Annotated in this window: 15 protein-coding genes and 3 pseudogenes; 7 read left to right on the top strand and 11 right to left on the bottom strand. The window is 69.9% G+C overall.

Annotated elements, in window-relative coordinates:
* Window positions 1-176: 176 nt before the first annotated feature.
* Entirely contained in the window at window positions 177-677 is a 501-nt protein-coding gene (locus H293_RS51160; protein ID WP_020123670.1) for a MarR family winged helix-turn-helix transcriptional regulator, read from the bottom strand.
* Window positions 678-780: 103 nt separating this feature from the next.
* Between H293_RS51160 and H293_RS0141480 the strand changes: the two genes are divergently transcribed.
* A complete protein-coding gene (locus tag H293_RS0141480; protein WP_020123669.1) occupies window positions 781-1995 on the top strand; it encodes an amidohydrolase family protein in 1215 nt (404 codons plus the stop codon).
* A gap of 296 nt (window positions 1996-2291) precedes the next feature.
* On the opposite strand, the gene H293_RS0141475 is transcribed toward H293_RS0141480, so the two are convergent.
* Window positions 2292-2630: a hypothetical protein gene (locus tag H293_RS0141475; RefSeq protein WP_310591958.1), complete on the bottom strand. Its 339-nt coding sequence runs from the start codon at window positions 2628-2630 to the stop codon at window positions 2292-2294.
* A gap of 142 nt (window positions 2631-2772) precedes the next feature.
* Here H293_RS0141475 and H293_RS0141470 point away from each other — a divergent pair, with 142 nt between their 5' ends.
* Window positions 2773-3366 (top strand): GNAT family N-acetyltransferase, encoded by a 594-nt coding sequence (locus tag H293_RS0141470; protein WP_020123667.1) that lies wholly within the window; start codon window positions 2773-2775, stop codon window positions 3364-3366.
* A 139-nt stretch (window positions 3367-3505) separates the two neighbouring features.
* Here the strand turns inward: H293_RS0141470 and H293_RS0141465 are convergent, their stop codons facing one another.
* Window positions 3506-4111: a hypothetical protein gene (locus H293_RS0141465; RefSeq protein WP_199790256.1), complete on the bottom strand. Its 606-nt coding sequence runs from the start codon at window positions 4109-4111 to the stop codon at window positions 3506-3508.
* Between the two features lie 197 nt (window positions 4112-4308).
* On the opposite strand from H293_RS0141465, the gene H293_RS0141460 reads away from it, so the two are divergent.
* From H293_RS0141460 to H293_RS51155, 3 genes and pseudogenes are all read left to right on the top strand, one after another.
* A complete protein-coding gene (locus H293_RS0141460; RefSeq protein ID WP_020123665.1) occupies window positions 4309-5487 on the top strand; it encodes a cytochrome P450 family protein in 1179 nt (392 codons plus the stop codon).
* Between the two features lie 124 nt (window positions 5488-5611).
* A complete protein-coding gene (locus H293_RS0141455) occupies window positions 5612-6283 on the top strand; it encodes a class I SAM-dependent methyltransferase (protein ID WP_020123664.1) in 672 nt (223 codons plus the stop codon).
* A 204-nt stretch (window positions 6284-6487) separates the two neighbouring features.
* Window positions 6488-6904 (top strand): annotated as a pseudogene (locus H293_RS51155) (alpha/beta fold hydrolase); the annotation flags it as partial.
* Window positions 6905-6998: 94 nt separating this feature from the next.
* Here the strand turns inward: H293_RS51155 and H293_RS0141445 are convergent.
* Both H293_RS0141445 and H293_RS0141440 read right to left on the bottom strand, forming a co-directional pair.
* Window positions 6999-8645, bottom strand: coding sequence for a peptidoglycan-binding protein (locus H293_RS0141445; protein WP_020123662.1), 1647 nt, complete (start codon window positions 8643-8645; stop codon window positions 6999-7001).
* 156 nt (window positions 8646-8801) lie between these two features.
* Window positions 8802-9248: a peptidoglycan-binding domain-containing protein gene (locus tag H293_RS0141440; RefSeq protein WP_020123661.1), complete on the bottom strand. Its 447-nt coding sequence runs from the start codon at window positions 9246-9248 to the stop codon at window positions 8802-8804.
* Window positions 9249-9523: 275 nt separating this feature from the next.
* On the opposite strand from H293_RS0141440, the gene H293_RS0141435 reads away from it, so the two are divergent.
* On the top strand, window positions 9524-10345 hold the full coding sequence (locus H293_RS0141435; protein ID WP_020123660.1) for a peptidoglycan-binding protein: 822 nt from the start codon (window positions 9524-9526) through the stop codon (window positions 10343-10345).
* Complete coding sequence (locus tag H293_RS0141430; RefSeq protein WP_020123659.1) at window positions 10342-11319, top strand: helix-turn-helix domain-containing protein; 978 nt, start codon at window positions 10342-10344, stop codon at window positions 11317-11319. The genes H293_RS0141435 and H293_RS0141430 overlap by 4 nt, the downstream gene beginning before the upstream one ends.
* A gap of 21 nt (window positions 11320-11340) precedes the next feature.
* On the opposite strand, the gene H293_RS0141425 is transcribed toward H293_RS0141430, so the two are convergent.
* The 6 genes and pseudogenes from H293_RS0141425 to H293_RS0141405 all read right to left on the bottom strand — a co-directional run.
* On the bottom strand, window positions 11341-12363 hold the full coding sequence (locus H293_RS0141425) for a zinc-dependent alcohol dehydrogenase family protein (RefSeq protein ID WP_199790255.1): 1023 nt from the start codon (window positions 12361-12363) through the stop codon (window positions 11341-11343).
* A gap of 147 nt (window positions 12364-12510) precedes the next feature.
* Window positions 12511-12759 (bottom strand): hypothetical protein, encoded by a 249-nt coding sequence (locus H293_RS60735; protein ID WP_051138232.1) that lies wholly within the window; start codon window positions 12757-12759, stop codon window positions 12511-12513.
* Between the two features lie 38 nt (window positions 12760-12797).
* Window positions 12798-13286 carry an MFS transporter gene (locus tag H293_RS60730; RefSeq protein ID WP_259294648.1) on the bottom strand — a complete coding sequence of 163 codons (489 nt, stop codon included), beginning with the start codon at window positions 13284-13286 and terminating at the stop codon, window positions 12798-12800.
* Between the two features lie 217 nt (window positions 13287-13503).
* Window positions 13504-13826, bottom strand: a pseudogene (locus H293_RS59430) (transposase); the annotation flags it as partial.
* A gap of 187 nt (window positions 13827-14013) precedes the next feature.
* Window positions 14014-15177: an epoxide hydrolase family protein gene (locus tag H293_RS0141410; RefSeq protein WP_033416307.1), complete on the bottom strand. Its 1164-nt coding sequence runs from the start codon at window positions 15175-15177 to the stop codon at window positions 14014-14016.
* Window positions 15178-15380: 203 nt separating this feature from the next.
* Window positions 15381-15674, bottom strand: a pseudogene (locus H293_RS0141405) (SDR family NAD(P)-dependent oxidoreductase); the annotation flags it as partial.

Here is a 15674-nt window from a genome sequence, read left to right as displayed (position 1 = left end):
CGGACCGTACCAGCCACTCGGCTCTTCGACCACGTCGACGAGGTGCCCGAGGGCGACGGCGCCGGGCGATCGTTGTCCCGGCTGGGGTCGGGTCCGGCGAGGCAGCCGTCGGGAGAGGCCGAGACGGCGGCGATGAGTCGAGTCATGCCAGGGCAGACCTGATCCACCGCCCGAACTCATCGCTCACGCAGAAGCGCGGCACCGCTCGTTCGGTCGCGGCTCGAGGCCTGTTTCCTGGACCATGCGGTGGCGTCAGCTCCGTATCGGGCCAAGAGGCGTGCGAACTGGATCCGCTCCTCCGGCGACCAGGCAGCGGTGATCTCCTGAAACGCCTTGCGCTGTTCAGCGGCGAAGCGGCTGCGTTCGGCCTCGCCGTGCTCGGTGAGTTCGAGCACGGTGCGGCGACCGTCGATCTGGGACGCCGTCCGGCGCAGCAGCCCGTCCTCGATGCAGGCGGCGACGGTCCGGCTGGCCACCGGCTGGGCGACACCCATCTCGGCAGCGAGGCGGCCGACAGTCGTCTCGCCCGGCGCATCGGCGATCACATTGAGTACGAGGTTGCGGGAGAGGTCCTTGCTCGATGCCGGTGCGCGTCGTCGCAGACGTGACAGCGCGGGGCCGATCTGGTCCAACGCCGCGTCGTCGGAAGGCTGCTCGGGGAAGGACGGGCTGCTCATGCGTCTGAGTCTAGGCCCAGCCCACCCATTTGCATACCTCTAGATATGTATATAGCTTAGGGTATGTAAATCTGGGACGAGCGACGAAACGAGGCGGACTGCTATGGCGCTCACCGCGATCACCAATGCGCAGATCTTCGACGGAGAGAAGTCGGTAGGCGTGCGGACCGTGGTCATCGACGGCGGGAGGATCGCTCGCGTCGGTGGCGAGGCTCCTCGTGACAGCGAGATCGTGGACGGCAGCGGCGCCACCCTGCTGCCGGGGCTCATCGACGCCCACGTTCACTCCGCTCCGGGTTCCCTGGCACTCGCCCTGCGGTTCGGGGTGACGACCGAACTGGAGATGCAGGGGATGAACACCCGGGAGAACCGGGGGGCCATCACCGAGGACGACACCCTGGCTGACGTGCGCTCTTCCGGCTTCGCCATCACACCGCCCGGTGGTCACCCGAGCGAGCTGATGCCCGAAGGCTTCCGGCCGAAGTGGGATCTCCCGCCGGTGATGCCCTTGATGCCGTTCTCCAGCACTCCCGAGGAAGCGGCCGCCTTTGTGCCCCAACTCCTCGCCCGGGGCTCCGACTTCATCAAGTTCATGATCGACGACGGCAGTGTGGAGGGACACCCCGGGCTGCCGTCACTCGACCGGGCCACCGTGGCCGCCGGTGTGGCCGAAGCCAAGAAGTACGGTGCCCTGACCGTGGCCCACGCGCTGACAGCGGAGGCCACCAGGACGGCAGCCGAAGCCGGCATCGACGGCCTCACCCACGTGTTCATGGACCAGCCGCACACCGCCGAGATCATCGCCCTCATCAGGGACGCGGGCATGTTCGTCATTCCCTGTATCAGCCTCAATGCCTCGATGATGGGAATCACCGGAAGCGATCTCGCCGACGACCCCCGGGTTTCCGCACGCCTCGACAGTGCATGGGAACGAACCCTGCGGTCCAGCTACGACCGTTACCCGCAGGGCAAGCTCGACGACGTGTACGACACCGTGCGCGCTCTGGACGCCGCCGGCGTCGACTTGCTGGCCGGCACCGACGCCTCCATGCCCGAGACGTTCTTCGGGGGCCTGGCACACGGAGCGAGCCTGCACCACGAGCTGCAATACCTCGTGGCGGCCGGTCTCACGCCCGCACGGGCCCTGCGCGCGGCCACGGCGACGACGGCCCGCCGCTTCCGCCTCAGTGACCGGGGCCGCATCGCCGAGGGGCTCCGTGCCGACCTTCTGCTGGTCGAGGGTGACCCGACCAGCAACATCAGCGACACCCTCAACACCCGCGCCGTCTGGCGCCGCGGCACCCGCCTGGCGGCATGACCGCACGTACTTCCCCGTGGGTGTCACGACGGGTCAGGGGCGGTCTCGCGGTCGAGCCGGCGGGGCCGGTCTCCCGTTCGTGGCGTTCCGCTGGGGGAGTGCAGGGGTTGGGACTCGCCAATTCCAGCCCCTCCTGGGGGAGTCCGGCCATCAGGCGGAGCGAGCGGACTGCTCCGCCGGAGTCGGCGAGAGCGGCGAGAGCGGCGAGAGCGGCGAGACCCGCGAGACCGCCGAGACCTGCCAGCGGATGGTCGCGGTCGGACGTCCCGGGAAGTGCCGTAGGCGCCGGCGGACTGTCAGCGGCCGGCTGGGCCGGCCACCGTGACAGCCTCCGCTGCCGTCAGCCGCAGCGCACGACTGGTGATCCAGCGGTTCTTTCCGCCGATCAGGTGTGCCACGGCATCGCCCAGCCAGCGCAGTTGGTGGTCCTCGTACGGGTGACGCGGCGTCATGTGCATCCAGCCACCGCTGCGCCCGGCGATCATGCCCTTGAGGGTGTACCTGCCCCTGCTCAACGAGTTCCAGGAGTACTTGCCCCAGGTGATCCGGATGTCGGTCATGATCCTGGACCAGGGGAACAGTTGGCCCTCGGAAGCCGGCTCGTGCTGGTAGAGCCCGTCCGGGCGCAAGTCCACCCAGTGAGTGCCCATTCGCGTGGCGTCCCCGACGACCCAACGTCCGTCGTGCGGCTCCAGCGGACTGCGCTATTTCTGGCTGCTGGATCGAAGAGTGATCAAATAGTCTGGCCGGTCAAGGCAGTTGCAAGGGGGGAAATTCATGTCGGCCGTCTCGCAGCGCATTCCGGCAACCATCGCCACTGAACGATTGCTCCTCCGGACATTCACACCGGATGATGCCGAGGACCGGTACGCGTACCAGTCCTTGCCGGAGGTCGCGCGGTACCTCTATCGCCCACCGCTCACCCGTGAGGCCTGCGCCGAGTCCGTCGCCGTACGTGCGGGCGGGACCAGTTGGAAGGCGGACGGCGATGTACTCCTGCTGGCCGTCTGCCGGGCGGACGAGCCAGCTGTCGTAGGCGAAGTGGTCCTCACCCTCAGCAGTGCCGCCGCCCGGCAGGCCGAGATCGGCTGGATCTTCAACCCGCGGTACGCCGGACAGGGCTACGCCACCGAAGCCGCGCGCGCTCTGCTCTCGTTGGCCTTCGGCCGGTTGCGCGCCCATCGCGTCTTTGCCCGGCTGGATGTCCTCAACACCGGATCCGTGCGGGTGTGCGAGCGCCTGGGCATGCGCCGTGAGGCTCATCTGATCGACAACGATCTCGACGGGGAGCGTTGGGGCAGTGAGTACATCTACGCGATGCTCGCTCACGAGTGGAAGGACGGGACTCCGGCGGGCGACAGGGAGAACTGAGTCCAGGGGCGCTCGGCGTCGAGCGGGCGGCTGCCGGCTTCCTCCGCCAGGACCTCGACGCCGTCACCACCGGACTCGCCCCCCTCGGAGTGCCGGGGTGGTCGAAGGACACGCGAACCGGGTGCGAGAGGCATCCCGGTCAGCGTTGATAGAGCTCCCACATGGCGAGTTCGTCGTCGTGCGCGCGCAGGCGTTCGACGGCCGCCATGGGAGTGCGCTGTTCTGTGAGCTCGTAGAAGAAGAACAGCGGGGCGAACATGCTCGCATAGCCGAACGGGGCGCCCCGAGGGGCGACATAGATGCCCGCACCGGCGTCGAGGAAGGCGTCGGCGAGCGCGGGATCCCCCGTGTCGCATCCGGTGACGAGAGTGACGCTGCCTGGCAGATGGAAGTGTTCGCGTACACGGTCCGGCCCGACGTCACCGTTGAACGGCTGGAATCTGGCCAGCTCCTCGGCGACGTCTTCCATCAGGATGCGGCCCTCGTCGCCGTGGCAGGACAAGATCACATAGGGGGCGATCGGTCTGGTGCCGTCCAGCGCGGCCACCAGATGGCGAGGCTGACCGACGCGCAGATAGTTGACCTGGACACCGAAGACTTCCAACCCGTCACGCAACGGACGCGCGAACCCGCCCCCGAGGTCGATCAGGTCGATCTCGGTCCAGGCCAGGCGACCGGCCTGGACTTCGCGCACCCGTGACGGACGCTGAGTCGCCAGCCACTCCTCTTCTTCTCCGCGCACCACTCGGCCACGATGTCACGGCCACAGCCGCCGACACCGCCGATTGCGACATCGCGGAGGGCGGCGTCGGCCCGCCCGGAGGTCGGCCAATGATCTCCATGCGCGCTCGCATGGGCTCCTCCAGGCAACTGACGCTTAAGCGCCCCGTGTTGGGCGTGTCGTCGATGACGGTGAGCCAGAGTCCGTTGGAGTCTGAAAGCATGACCGACCCGACTCAGGATCCCCGTTTCCTGCAGGACCCCTATCCCGCCCTTGCGGCCATGCGGTCCAGATGCCCTGTGCAGTCCATGCCCACGGCGTCGGGCGGGCGCCCCAGCTATCTGGTCACCGGCTACACGGAAGCCAGGGAAGCCCTTTGCGACCCTCGGCTCTCCAAGGACACGGCCGCCTTCTTCGCCGGCAAGGAGTCACGGCGTCGCCTGCACCCCGCGGTGGCGCACACCATGCTGGCCACCGACCCGCCCCGGCACACCCGGCTGCGCAAACTGGTGACCAAGGCGTTCACGGCCGGGGCCGTTGCGCGGCTGCGTCCGTTCATCGGGCGGGTCACCGAGGAACTGCTGGACCGATGGCCGGTCGGCGAGCGGTTCGACTTCGTGTCAGGCCTGGCGGTGCCGCTGCCGGTCATCGTGATCTGTCAGCTGCTCGGAGTCCCGCAGGAAGACCGGCCCGACGTCCAGCGCTGGTCGGGCGAACTGTTCGCGGCAGGCAGGCCCGATGTCATCGACGCGGCCTCGCATTCCATGGCCGGCTACATGACGGGCCTCGTCGCCGCCAAGCGCCTGGACCCCGGTGACGGTCTCCTCGACCGGCTCATCTCGGCTCGCGACGGAGCAGAGCGTCTGAGCGAGGAGGAACTGGTCTCCCTGGCGGTGCTGCTGCTCGTGGCCGGGCACGAGACCACGACCAACTTCCTCGGCAACGCGGCCCTGGCACTGCTGCAGCGACCTGCCGCGTTGGACCACCTTCGGAGGAATCCGGACGACGTCCCGGCCGCGCTGGACGAGTTGCTGCGGTTCGATTCCCCCGTCAGTACAGCCACTTTCCGTTTCACGACGGAGGCTGTCGCGCTAGGCGGTGTCGACATTCCGCCCGGGGCCCCGGTGCTGGTCGCTCTTGGCGCAGCCAACCGCGATCCCGTGCGGTTCCCGTCGCCGGACCTGCTCGATCTGGACCGAGACGCCGCGGGGCATCTCAGCTTCGGCCACGGCATCCACCGCTGTGTCGGCGCGCCCCTGGCCAAGGCCGAGGCGGAGATCGCGCTGCGAGCGGTACTGACCCGGTTCCCCGGCATCCGTCTGGCCGTACCGTCTGATCGACTGGAATGGCGACGCACTCGTCTCGTTCGCGGGTTGGCGGAGCTTCCCGTCACGGTGTAGTTGGGCGGTGGATATTTGCCGGTCCGGCAACTTTTCGTGCGGATCGGCGCAGGCCCGGGGACCATCGACAACGTGCCCAGAGGGGGCGGCGCGGTAGCGCATCACGAGCAACGGGAGGCATCCGGTGTCAGGACACCACGAGCACGGCCGAAGCGGCGAGCACGACGGGCCGGCGGCCGCCGAGATGTTCGAGCCGGCGGCCTGGGACGAGCGGTACGCGGGTCAGGAGCGGTTCTGGAGCGGCGAACCCAATCCGCAGCTCGTCGCCGCCGCCGGTGAGCTGACCCCTGGCGCTGCGCTGGACGTCGGTTGCGGCGAGGGTGGCGACGTCGTCTGGCTGGCCGGGCAGGGCTGGCACGTGACCGGCGCCGACTTCTCGGCCGAGGGCCTGGCCCGTGCCGCCCGCCATGCCGAGCAGGCCGGTGTGGCCGACCGCGTTGACTGGTGGCAGGTGGACGCCAGGGCTTTCGATGCCGGCGACCGCTCGTACGACCTGGTCACCAGCCACTATCTGCACGCGCCGGACGGCGGCATGGTCGAAGTGACCCGTCGCCTCGCCGCGGCCGTCGCCCCCGGTGGGTTGCTCCTGGTGGTCGGACATGCGCCGTCCCACGAGTTCACCCACCTCTCCGAGAGCCACCGCAAGGCCATGTTCCTGGCCGCGGAACTCCTCCCCGGCCTGCCGGACGACTTCGAGCCCGTCGTCGTGGAGCAGCGCACTCGCACGCTGAAGCGGGACACCGGGCCGGTCGAGGCCGAGGACTCGGTCCTGCTGGCCCGCCGCGCGGAGCGCTGAACACCCACTGGGGGCCTGCGGCGCGGTCACTGATCGAGTGACGCCGGTGGTGGGCGCGGTATGTCCTCGTGTGCTGCCGGGGGAGGAGCCAGAACCCTCAACCAACGGGACGGCACGCATGTCGTTCGACGCGGCGGACCGCGAACGGCTCATGGCAGTGAGGGAAACGGCCGACGCGGCACACCGCGCCGGTGTCCCCGGAGGGGCAGAGCGTCGGCCCGCTTCCCGCTCTCGTCGCTGGTCGGCGCCCTCAAGGAGTGGAGGTGCCCGGTACCGGGCGGCGACCCGGTCTTCGAGGTCACCCTCGCCGTGGCCCCCTTCCCCTTGGTGCTCGCCGCCGACGTGCCCGCGGACGCCACCAAGGTCCTCGCGGCGGCCCAGCGTCCGCGGGCGGCCGCAGCGTTCGAGGAGACCGCCGCCGCGGCCGCCTGGAAGACCAAGCCGTCCTGGGCGCTGATCGCCGGAGCGGACCAGGCCATCAACCCGGAGGTCGATCGTTTCGGCGCCAGGCGCGCCGGGGCGACCGTCGTCGCGACGGAAGGTGCCTCGCACGCCGTGGCCGTCTCCCAGCCCAAGGCGGTCCCGGACCTGATCCGCGAAGCGGTGCGCGCGGCGAGCTGACGTACCCCCTGCGGAGAGCCGCGCGGACGCACTCCCTCGTATGCGTCCGTGCGGCCCTGCCCCGCCGTGATGGTCCTGGGGCGGCGGGTCCGGCTCAGCGGACCCGGATGAAGAGCACGTCGTAACCGCTGTTCGTGGAGCGGGACTTGACGTAGACGCCGTCGCCGCCGCCGTTCGGGTTGCTCGTGTTGCCCTCGACGGTGGTGAAGGACGATCCCCCGGACACCGTCCGCACGATGCCTATGTGCTCGTGGCCGCCGGTGAAGTCGCTTCCGCCGTCCCAGTCGAAGGCCACGATGTCACCCGGCTGCGGGTTGGTCGTCACGGAGAGGTGGTAGTTGCCGGCCCGCGCCTGCTTGACCCAGCCCGAGACATAGGTGTTGCGGTAGGAGCTGGCTCCGGTCTGCTTGGCCACCCAGCTCACGAAGGTCGCGCACCAGGCGTAGTTGCTGGTGGAGAGCGAGAGGCCCACGGCCGAACCGTAGCTGTTAGCGCGGGCGCTGCCCTCGACCGTGCCGGCCTCGGCCGCCGCCACGTCGAGGATCTTGGCGTAACCGCCGCCGGGCGCGGGCGAGGACGGCGGGGTGACCGCGCCGTACAGGGCGGCCTTCGTGTTCGGCCCCACATGGCCGTCGACCGCGAGACCCTTTTCGGACTGGAAGTCCCTGACGGCACTGTCGGTGAGCGGACCGAAGTCGCCGTCGACGGCGAGATCGGCGCCATGGTGGTTGAGCAGGCTCTGCAACTCGGTGACGCAGCCGCTGCGTTGGCCCTGCACGATCTCGTTCGGGCAGGAGGCGGAGGTCAGGTTGACCGGGGCGGGCGCGCCGTTGCCGCCGCCACCGCCGATGTTCGAGTAGAGGGCGGCCTTGGTGTTCGGACCGACCTCACCGTCGGCGGAGAGGCCGCTCGCGGACTGGAACGCCTTCACGGCCGCCAGGGTCTGCGGGCCGAAGCTGCCGTCGACGTCGAGGCTGTGCCCCTTGCCGTTCAGCAGGGACTGCAGCGTGGCGACGCAACCGCCGCTCTGGCCCTCCACGATGTTCGCCGGGCAGGACGCCGACCTCAGGTCGAGGCCCGTCGACGGCGACTCGTCGGTGTCGTACAGCGCCCGCTTGGTGTTCGTGCCGACCTGCCCGTCGACGGTGAGGCCGTGGGCGGACTGGAAGCCGCGGACGGCACTCGCGGTCCCGCCGCCGAAGTCGCCGTCCACGTCGACCACGTAGCCGTGGTGGATGAGCAGCCGCTGGAGCTCGGTGACGCATCCGCCCTTGGCGCCCTGGACGAGGTTCGCGGGGCACGAGGAGGAGTTGAGATTGACGGGGGAGGGCGCCGAGCCACCGGTCGCGTACAGCTTGCTCTTGGTCGCGGGGCCCACCCGGCCGTCCACGGCGATCGCGGTGGCGGCCTGGTACTCACGGACGGCGTAGAGCGTGGCCGACCCGAACTGACCGTCCACCGCCAGACCGGCGCCGTGCGTGTTGAGCAGCCTCTGCAACTCCGTGACGCAGCCGCTCGACTGGCCCTGCACGATCTCGTTGGGGCAGGAGGCGGACGTCAGCTTGATCGGGGCCGGCGCCGCCGACGCCGGGCCGGCGCCGAGCACGATGCCGGCCGAGACCATCGCCGCGGTTGCGGCGAACGTCCCGACGCGGATCCGCCAGCCCGGTCCGGTCCGGCCCGCGGCCCGCTGCGGTGGATGTTGGTCTTCGGTGCGAACGAGGAACGCGAGTCTTCCCATGGCTGCGAGGTTCTCCTTCTAGAGACGAGCGTGGGGCGTGGCAGGGAGGTGACACACATCCGCGGCCCGTCCTTGCCGGGCAAGGACGGGCCGCGGTAGGTCACTCGACGATCGGTCCGAACGGCACGTCGTACCGGTCGAGCGATGTCGTACCGGTCAGGCGGCGAAGCGCTTGAACGCCGCCCGGGTGCCCGCACCGGCGATGCCGTCGATGGCGCCCGTGTAGCCGTAGTCGTCCTTCAGCAGACGCTGCAGCGCCTTGATCGTGTTGGGGCCCGGGTCCCCGTCGATGTCGCCCGTGTAGCCCCAGTACGTCGCGAGGCAGCGCTGGAAGGCCTTCCAGCTGTTGGTGCCCAGCTGACCGTCGATGGCGCCGGTGTAGCCCCAGTAGTCCGCGAGGAAATTCTGGACGTTCTTGGCCTCGGCCGCGGTCAGACCGAAGTTCTGCGTCGCGGCCACGGCGGCGGGCTGGGCGACCGCAGCCGTCTGCGCGGTGCTCGCGGTCGCCGCGAAGCTGGTGCCCGCGGTCGCCACACTGCCGGCGGCGAGGCCGACAACGGTGATGACACCGGCGATGGTCCTGCCCAGAGCGTTCGGTCGCATGCGTTCCTCTTTCGTCTGTGGGGTCTGCACCTGTCTCGCCGAGCGGGCCAGGTGGCGAGACCAAGGTGCAGGGCGCCCGGGCACGGCGGCCACGGCTGCGGCCCAAGTGGCGGCGTTATGGGACGACCACCCTGCTGACCTGCGGAGACAGCAAGCGGTGGGACGGTGATGCGGGACACCTGTGACAGATGTGGCGTGCTCATGCAGAATGCGGAGAAGCGGAGGGGACCGCTGTTCACGCACACGACCATGCTGATGACCGCTTTGGGGGAAACATGCCGCGCTCCAAGACGCTGCCCGCGGAACTCGACCCCAGCGCACGACAGTTGGTGACCCGCTTACGCAGACTGAAGGACCACAGCGAGCTGACGATGCGACAGCTCGCGGCCAAGACCGGCTACAGCGCCAAGTCGTGGGAGCGCTACCTGGGCGGCACCTCGCTGCCACCGCGGGAGGCCGTGGAGGCACTGGCCCGGATCACCGGCACCGACCCGGTCCCCCTGCTCGCGCTGCACGAGATCGCCGCCGACTCCCGGGACGGCCGCCGCGCAAGTCCCGCCGTACAGCAGCAGGACGAGCAGCGCGGAAGGGAACAGGAGCCACCGGCCCATCCGACGACCCGGCCGCTCGCCGTACCAGCCGCACCCACGCCACCCCGGGCCCCCGAACCGGCCCCCGGCCGCTTCCCGCACATCGCTCTCACCGCGGGCATCGCCGCCCTGGCCGTAGCCCTCTCGGCGGCGCTGCTGCTCGTGCTGCGCCTCGACGACGACGCCGGTCAGGCAGCCGTCACCGTTTCGCCCCGCACCACCGCGGCCTCCCCGCCGCCCTCCTACACCTGCCACATCGCACGGGTCGACGGGCTCTGGTCGGCGGGCATCAACAAGGGCCGCACCACCGAGATCGGCTACGGTGCCACCGGCGCCGACGTCGCTGAGGCACAGTGTCTGCTGCGCCGGGCAGGCATCTCACCCGGCGGGATCGACGGCATGTTCGGCCCGCTGACGCTGCGGGCGGTCAAGACGTTCCAGGATCGCGCGGGCCTTACCGCCGACGGCATCGTGGGGCCGCGCTCGTGGAAGGCGCTGCGGGGATGACATCCGGCGCACCCTCACCGCCGGGCGCGCGACTCGCCGCCGTACTCCAGCAGTTGCGGCAGCGCACCGGACTGAGCCTCGCGCAGCTCGCGAACGCGACCACCTACAGCAAGTCGTCCTGGGAGCGCTACCTCAACGGCAAGAGCCTGCCCCCGCGCAGCGCGGTCAAGGAGCTGTGCCGTCTCGCCGACGAACCCGCCGACCATGCGCTGGCACTCCTGGACATCGCCCGCACGGACCGGACGGAGGGCAGCGGGCCGGTACGACAGGGCACGGCCACCGGGACGGACACACCGGCCGCAGTGTCCGCCCCTGTCCGACTCGACGCCGCCACCGGCCAGACGGCTCAGACGCGCACACTCCCGCCTGCCACCGGCCCGAGCGAGACGATCCCGGGCGGCGCCGACCACCCGCGCACCCTCCCGACCGGCCACCGGCGCGCGACGAACATCGTCACCGCCTTTCTGTCGACCTGTGCCGTCGCCCTGGGGGCGCTCGTACTCACTCACCTTCCCTCGACGCACCGCGAGGAGGCGGCACCCACCCCCACCACGCCCTCCGTGGCCACCGGGACGCTCTGCCGACACGCGACCTGTCAGAACAAGGACCCGATCGCGATGCGATGCGGTGCCCAACCGCTGACCCTCGCCGAACACGAGACCGCCACCGGTGCCTGGATCCAGATCCGCTACAGCCAGGAATGCGGGACGAGTTGGGCCCGGATGTGGGGCGCCGTCATGAAGGACCGCGTCGAGATGCGGGTGGGAGACCGGCACGCTTTCCTCCACAGCGCCCAGGTCACCACCCGCCACGAGGCCGACACCTACGTCCACACCCTCATGAGCGTGGTCAGCCCCGGAACCCCCTTGCAAGCCTGCTTCAGCCCCGCGGTCGGCGGCGTGAAGGAATGCTTCAAAGCCCGCTCCACGGACGAGGCCGTCTCCGGTCCCGTCCTGCCCCGCCGACAGAGGTAGAGCGCGCTCTCCCGGAACCCGTCAGAGCGTGAGGAGGACCTTGGTGGCGCGGCGCTCGTCCATCGCCTTGTAGCCCTCGGCGGCCTGGTCGAGGGGCAGGGTGAGGTCGAAGACCTTGCCGGGGTCGATCTCGCGGTCCCAGATGAGCTGGATCAGGTCGGGCAGGAAGCGGCGTACGGGGGCCGGGCCGCCGAGGGTGTGGATTCCGGCGAAGAACAGCTCGATCCCGGGGATGCTGACGTCGTGGTTCACGCCCACATAGCCAAGGTGCCCGCCGCCACGGGTGGCGCCGACGGCCTGCATGAACGACTCCTGGGTGCCGACCGCCTCGATGACCGAGTGCGCGCCGAGCCCGTTCGTCAGGCCCTTGATCCTCGCGACGCCCTCGTCGCCGCGCTCCTCGACGATGTCGGTGGCGCCGTAGTGGCGGGCCAGCTTCTGCCGCTCCGGGTGGCGCGACATGGCGATGATCCGCTCGGCACCGAGCTGCCTGGCGGCGAGCACGGCCATGAGTCCGACCGCGCTGTCGCCGACGACCGCGACGGTCTTGCCGGGCCCGGCCTCGGCGGCGACGGCGGCGTACCAGCCGGTGCCGAGCACGTCGGAGGCGGCCAGCAGAGCGGGGATCAGCTCGGGGTCCGGCTGTCCCGGTGTGGCGACCAGGGTGCCGTCGGCCAGCGGGATACGGGCCTTCTCGGCCTGGGTGCCGATCCCCGCGTGGACGAACTCGGCGTGCACGCACTTGGACTGGAAGCCCGCCTGGCAGATCTCACAGGTGTTGTCGGAGACGACGAACGACCCGACCACGAAGTCCCCCGGCCTGACGGTCCGCACCGCGGAGCCGACCTCCTCGACCACGCCCACGTACTCGTGCCCCATGAGCGTGTGGTCCGCGGGCTCGATCCCGCGGTACGGCCACAGGTCGGAGCCGCAGATGCAGGTCGCGGTCAGCTTCACGACGGCGTCGGTCGGCTCGATGATCTTCGGGTCGTCGCGCTCCTCCACGCGTACGTCACCGGCGGTGTGCATCACTACTCCACGCATGGTGGTTGCTCCTTGCTTGCTTGTTCCGGCGCCATGGGGCGCCGGTCACTGGTTCAGGAAGACACGGGATCGCCGCGGCTTCCTCGGTTTGTGGGTCTGGCGCCGCCGAGCCCGCCGGAAGGGCGTAACCGGCCCGGGGCGCGCCGCCTACCGGTGGCCCGGGCGGACGACGGCCGTACGACGCCGGGTGAGCGCGATGGCGATGGTGGGGATCAGGGTCAGCCCGGCGATGACGGTGCCGACCGCGGCCGGCCCCGTGGCACCCAGCGACGATTCGAGGGCGTGTCCCGCCGCCCAGGAACCGGCGGCGATGCCGAGGTTGAACGCCGACACAGTCAGCGCGGAGCCCAGAGTGGGGGAGCGGCCGGCGAAGCGGACGGCCAGGGCGATGAGCACGGGGTTCGCGCCGAGCCCGAACAGGCCCAGCAGGGCGATCAGCGCGATCGTCGGCCCGGCATGGCCGGCCGGCAGATCGTCAGCAGCAGGACCGTCGTGACCGCTGGGGCCGTGATCGTCGTCGCGTACGGGCGGCGGTCGCCGAGACGGCCGCCGACCAGGAAGCCGGCCAGGGCGCCGGCCCCGAGGCCGACCAGGACCAGTGGTACCAGGGCCGAGGCCAGGCCCGCCCGGTCGGTGAGCAGCGGCGAGACGTAGGAGTACGTCGACAGCACGCCGCCTGTCGTGGTCGCGCAGGCCGCCAGGGCCAGCCACAGGCGCTCGGACCGCAGCGCGGACAGTTCGGACCGGACGGAGACCGCCTCCTGGGCGGGCCCGTCGTGCGGGACGTGCCGGGCGATCAGTGCCATGGCGGCCACGGCCAGGGCGGCGAGCGCCCAGAACGGTCCGCGCCAGCCCATGAGCTGTCCGGCGAAGGCGCCCAGCGGCACGCCGACGACGTTGGCGAGCATCGCGCCGGAGCCCACGACGCCCAGCGCGCGGGAGCTCGCGGCGGGACCGACCGCGCGCGGCCACCACGGTGGCCACCGCCCAGAACGCGCCGGTCGCCAGCGCCGTCAGGAAACGCGCCGCCAGCAGCACGGTGAAGCTGGAAGCGACGGCCACGACGGCGTGGCCGACAGCGAACACGGCCAGGGCGAGGACCAGCGTCCATCGCCGGGGCAGCCGCAGGGTCAGCATCGCGGACAGGGGCAGACCGGTCCGCTCGGTGATCAGGTGGACCTTCGAGCCGTACTTGCCCCGGTCGACAGGATTCGGGCCTGTCAGCTCCCCCTTTTCAGGGCCCGCATGTTCACCGAGTCGATCGCGCAGCGGGACCAGTCCAGCTCGCCGCGGGCGCCGGGCTCGTCGAGGACCAGGCGGTGGAGCCTGGCCCCCACCCGAGCCTTCGACCACCCGGCAAAGCGCCAGTGAGCCCTCGCTCCCGACGGCCCGAACGGCAGCTGCTGCCACGTGCAGCCCGACGTGGCCACGAACACGATTGCGGCCAGCACCTCCCGGTCACCATGAGCTCCCACAACTCATCCGGCACCAGCCGCTCAACGATCGAACGGTCGAACCCCCGAGCGCCCACCCACCGTGCTCGGCGGGCCGCCGCACGCGACGAACTCGAAGCCTTCAGCGTCCGTGCTCAAGGACAACGGCCTCACGCATCTTCATCTCTCATGCTGACAACAACAGGCTGCCGCCTGCTCACAACCACCCGGCGCCAAAGAAGTTCCGCAACTCCTGAACGTAAAGGTCGGGTTCCTCGAACGGGACGAAGTGCCCCCCTCGCTCGGGTTCGCTGTAATGGACGAGGTTCGTCATCCGCTCGAGCCAGGCCCGCGGTGCGTTCTTGAAGTCTCGAGGGAACATCGTGAAGCCGGAGGGAACCTCGACTCGTCGTGGGAGCTGTTCCGCCGGTATCTCCACCATCGCCCGGTAGGAGCGGATCGACGATCCGATCGTGCCTGTCACCCAGTACTCGGTGAGCAGATCAAGGATCTCGTCCCGTGTGTAGACGGACTCCAGATCACCACCGCAGTCGCTCCAGGACTGCAGCTTCTCCACCACCCAGGCGGCCAGGCCGGCCGGCGAGTCCATGAGGCCAACGGCGATCGTCTGCGGCTTCGTGACGTGCATCGCCGAGTACGCGCCCTCGCGTGCCTGCCAGTTCTGGCTGTCCCGGATCCAGTCACGCTCCTCCTGGGTCAACGTCGCAGGGTCCCCGGTCGGAAGATCGCCGTCCATCCGGTGCACGCCGATGACCCGGTCAGGGAAATCAAGCGCGAGATAGCGCACGACATGGGCGCCGAAGTCCCCGCCCGCGACGGCGAACCGCTCGTACCCGAGAGCCGTCATCAGCTCGGCCCACATACCGGCAACAGCACGTACGTCAGGTGCTTTGCCGATGAGCCGGTCGGAGAAGCCGAAACCGGGCATGTCGGGGACGACGACATCGAAGACCTGAGCGTCCGCGCCCATCTGCGCCGCAGGCCGGGTCAGCAGCGGCACGGCCTTGCGGTAGCGCCACGACGAGTCCGGCCAGCCGTGCGCGAGGAGCAGCGGGATCGGCGCAGCGCTCCCCGATCCCGCCTCGGCGCGGGCATGCATGAAGTGAATGCCAATGCCGTCGATTTCGACCCGGCGGCCCGGCAGCGCGGCGAGCCTGGCGCGATGGGCTTCGAAGTCGAATCCGTCCGCCCAGTACTCGACCAGTTCGCGCAGGTAGTCGAGTTCGACACCGAGGGACCACCCGGCGTCCTCGTGAGCGTCGGGCCAGCGAGTCGCGCGGGCCCGAGCGCGTAGGTCCTCCACCACTGCTGGATCGATCTTCGGAATGAAGTCGATCGCAGAAGTCGTACGTTTTTTCATGACAGATACCTTAAGCACTGACAGGTCATTTGAAATGCTCATTTCAAATAAGTCTTGGCCGCCGAGGAGAGTGCCCTGATCTCGGGCATCACACTCGCCAGGTAGTACGGTCCGGTCGGGGGCGCCCGAGGGATTTCGGAATGGTCGACCTCGTCGAGCGGACCCGGCCGGCCCTGCACGGCGGCTGAGCGTCTACGACAGCCTCAGGACTCCATGAACTTGTCCGCCAGACCCTTTTCCAGGTAGTCGTCCGGCAGGTCCTCGATGACCAGCTCGGCTTCGGTTCGCTCGATGTGCAGCCGCCAGTAAGCGTCTGCCATCGTCTCTGGCTGGGAGTCCTGGCCGCCTTGGCCGATGAAGGCGGCAATCGCCACGTGCGCGGCGTAGACGCCGGTACCGGAAAGCGCGGTATGCAGGTTGAGGATCCAGTTGCGCATCCCGCCGGTGGCGATCTGAACGTTCGCCACGTGTGGGGCGATCATCGGCCCGGAACCTGC

The organism is Streptomyces canus 299MFChir4.1, from assembly GCF_000383615.1.
Classification (GTDB): domain Bacteria; phylum Actinomycetota; class Actinomycetes; order Streptomycetales; family Streptomycetaceae; genus Streptomyces; species Streptomyces canus_C.
This window is presented reverse-complemented; position numbering and strand designations above follow the sequence as displayed.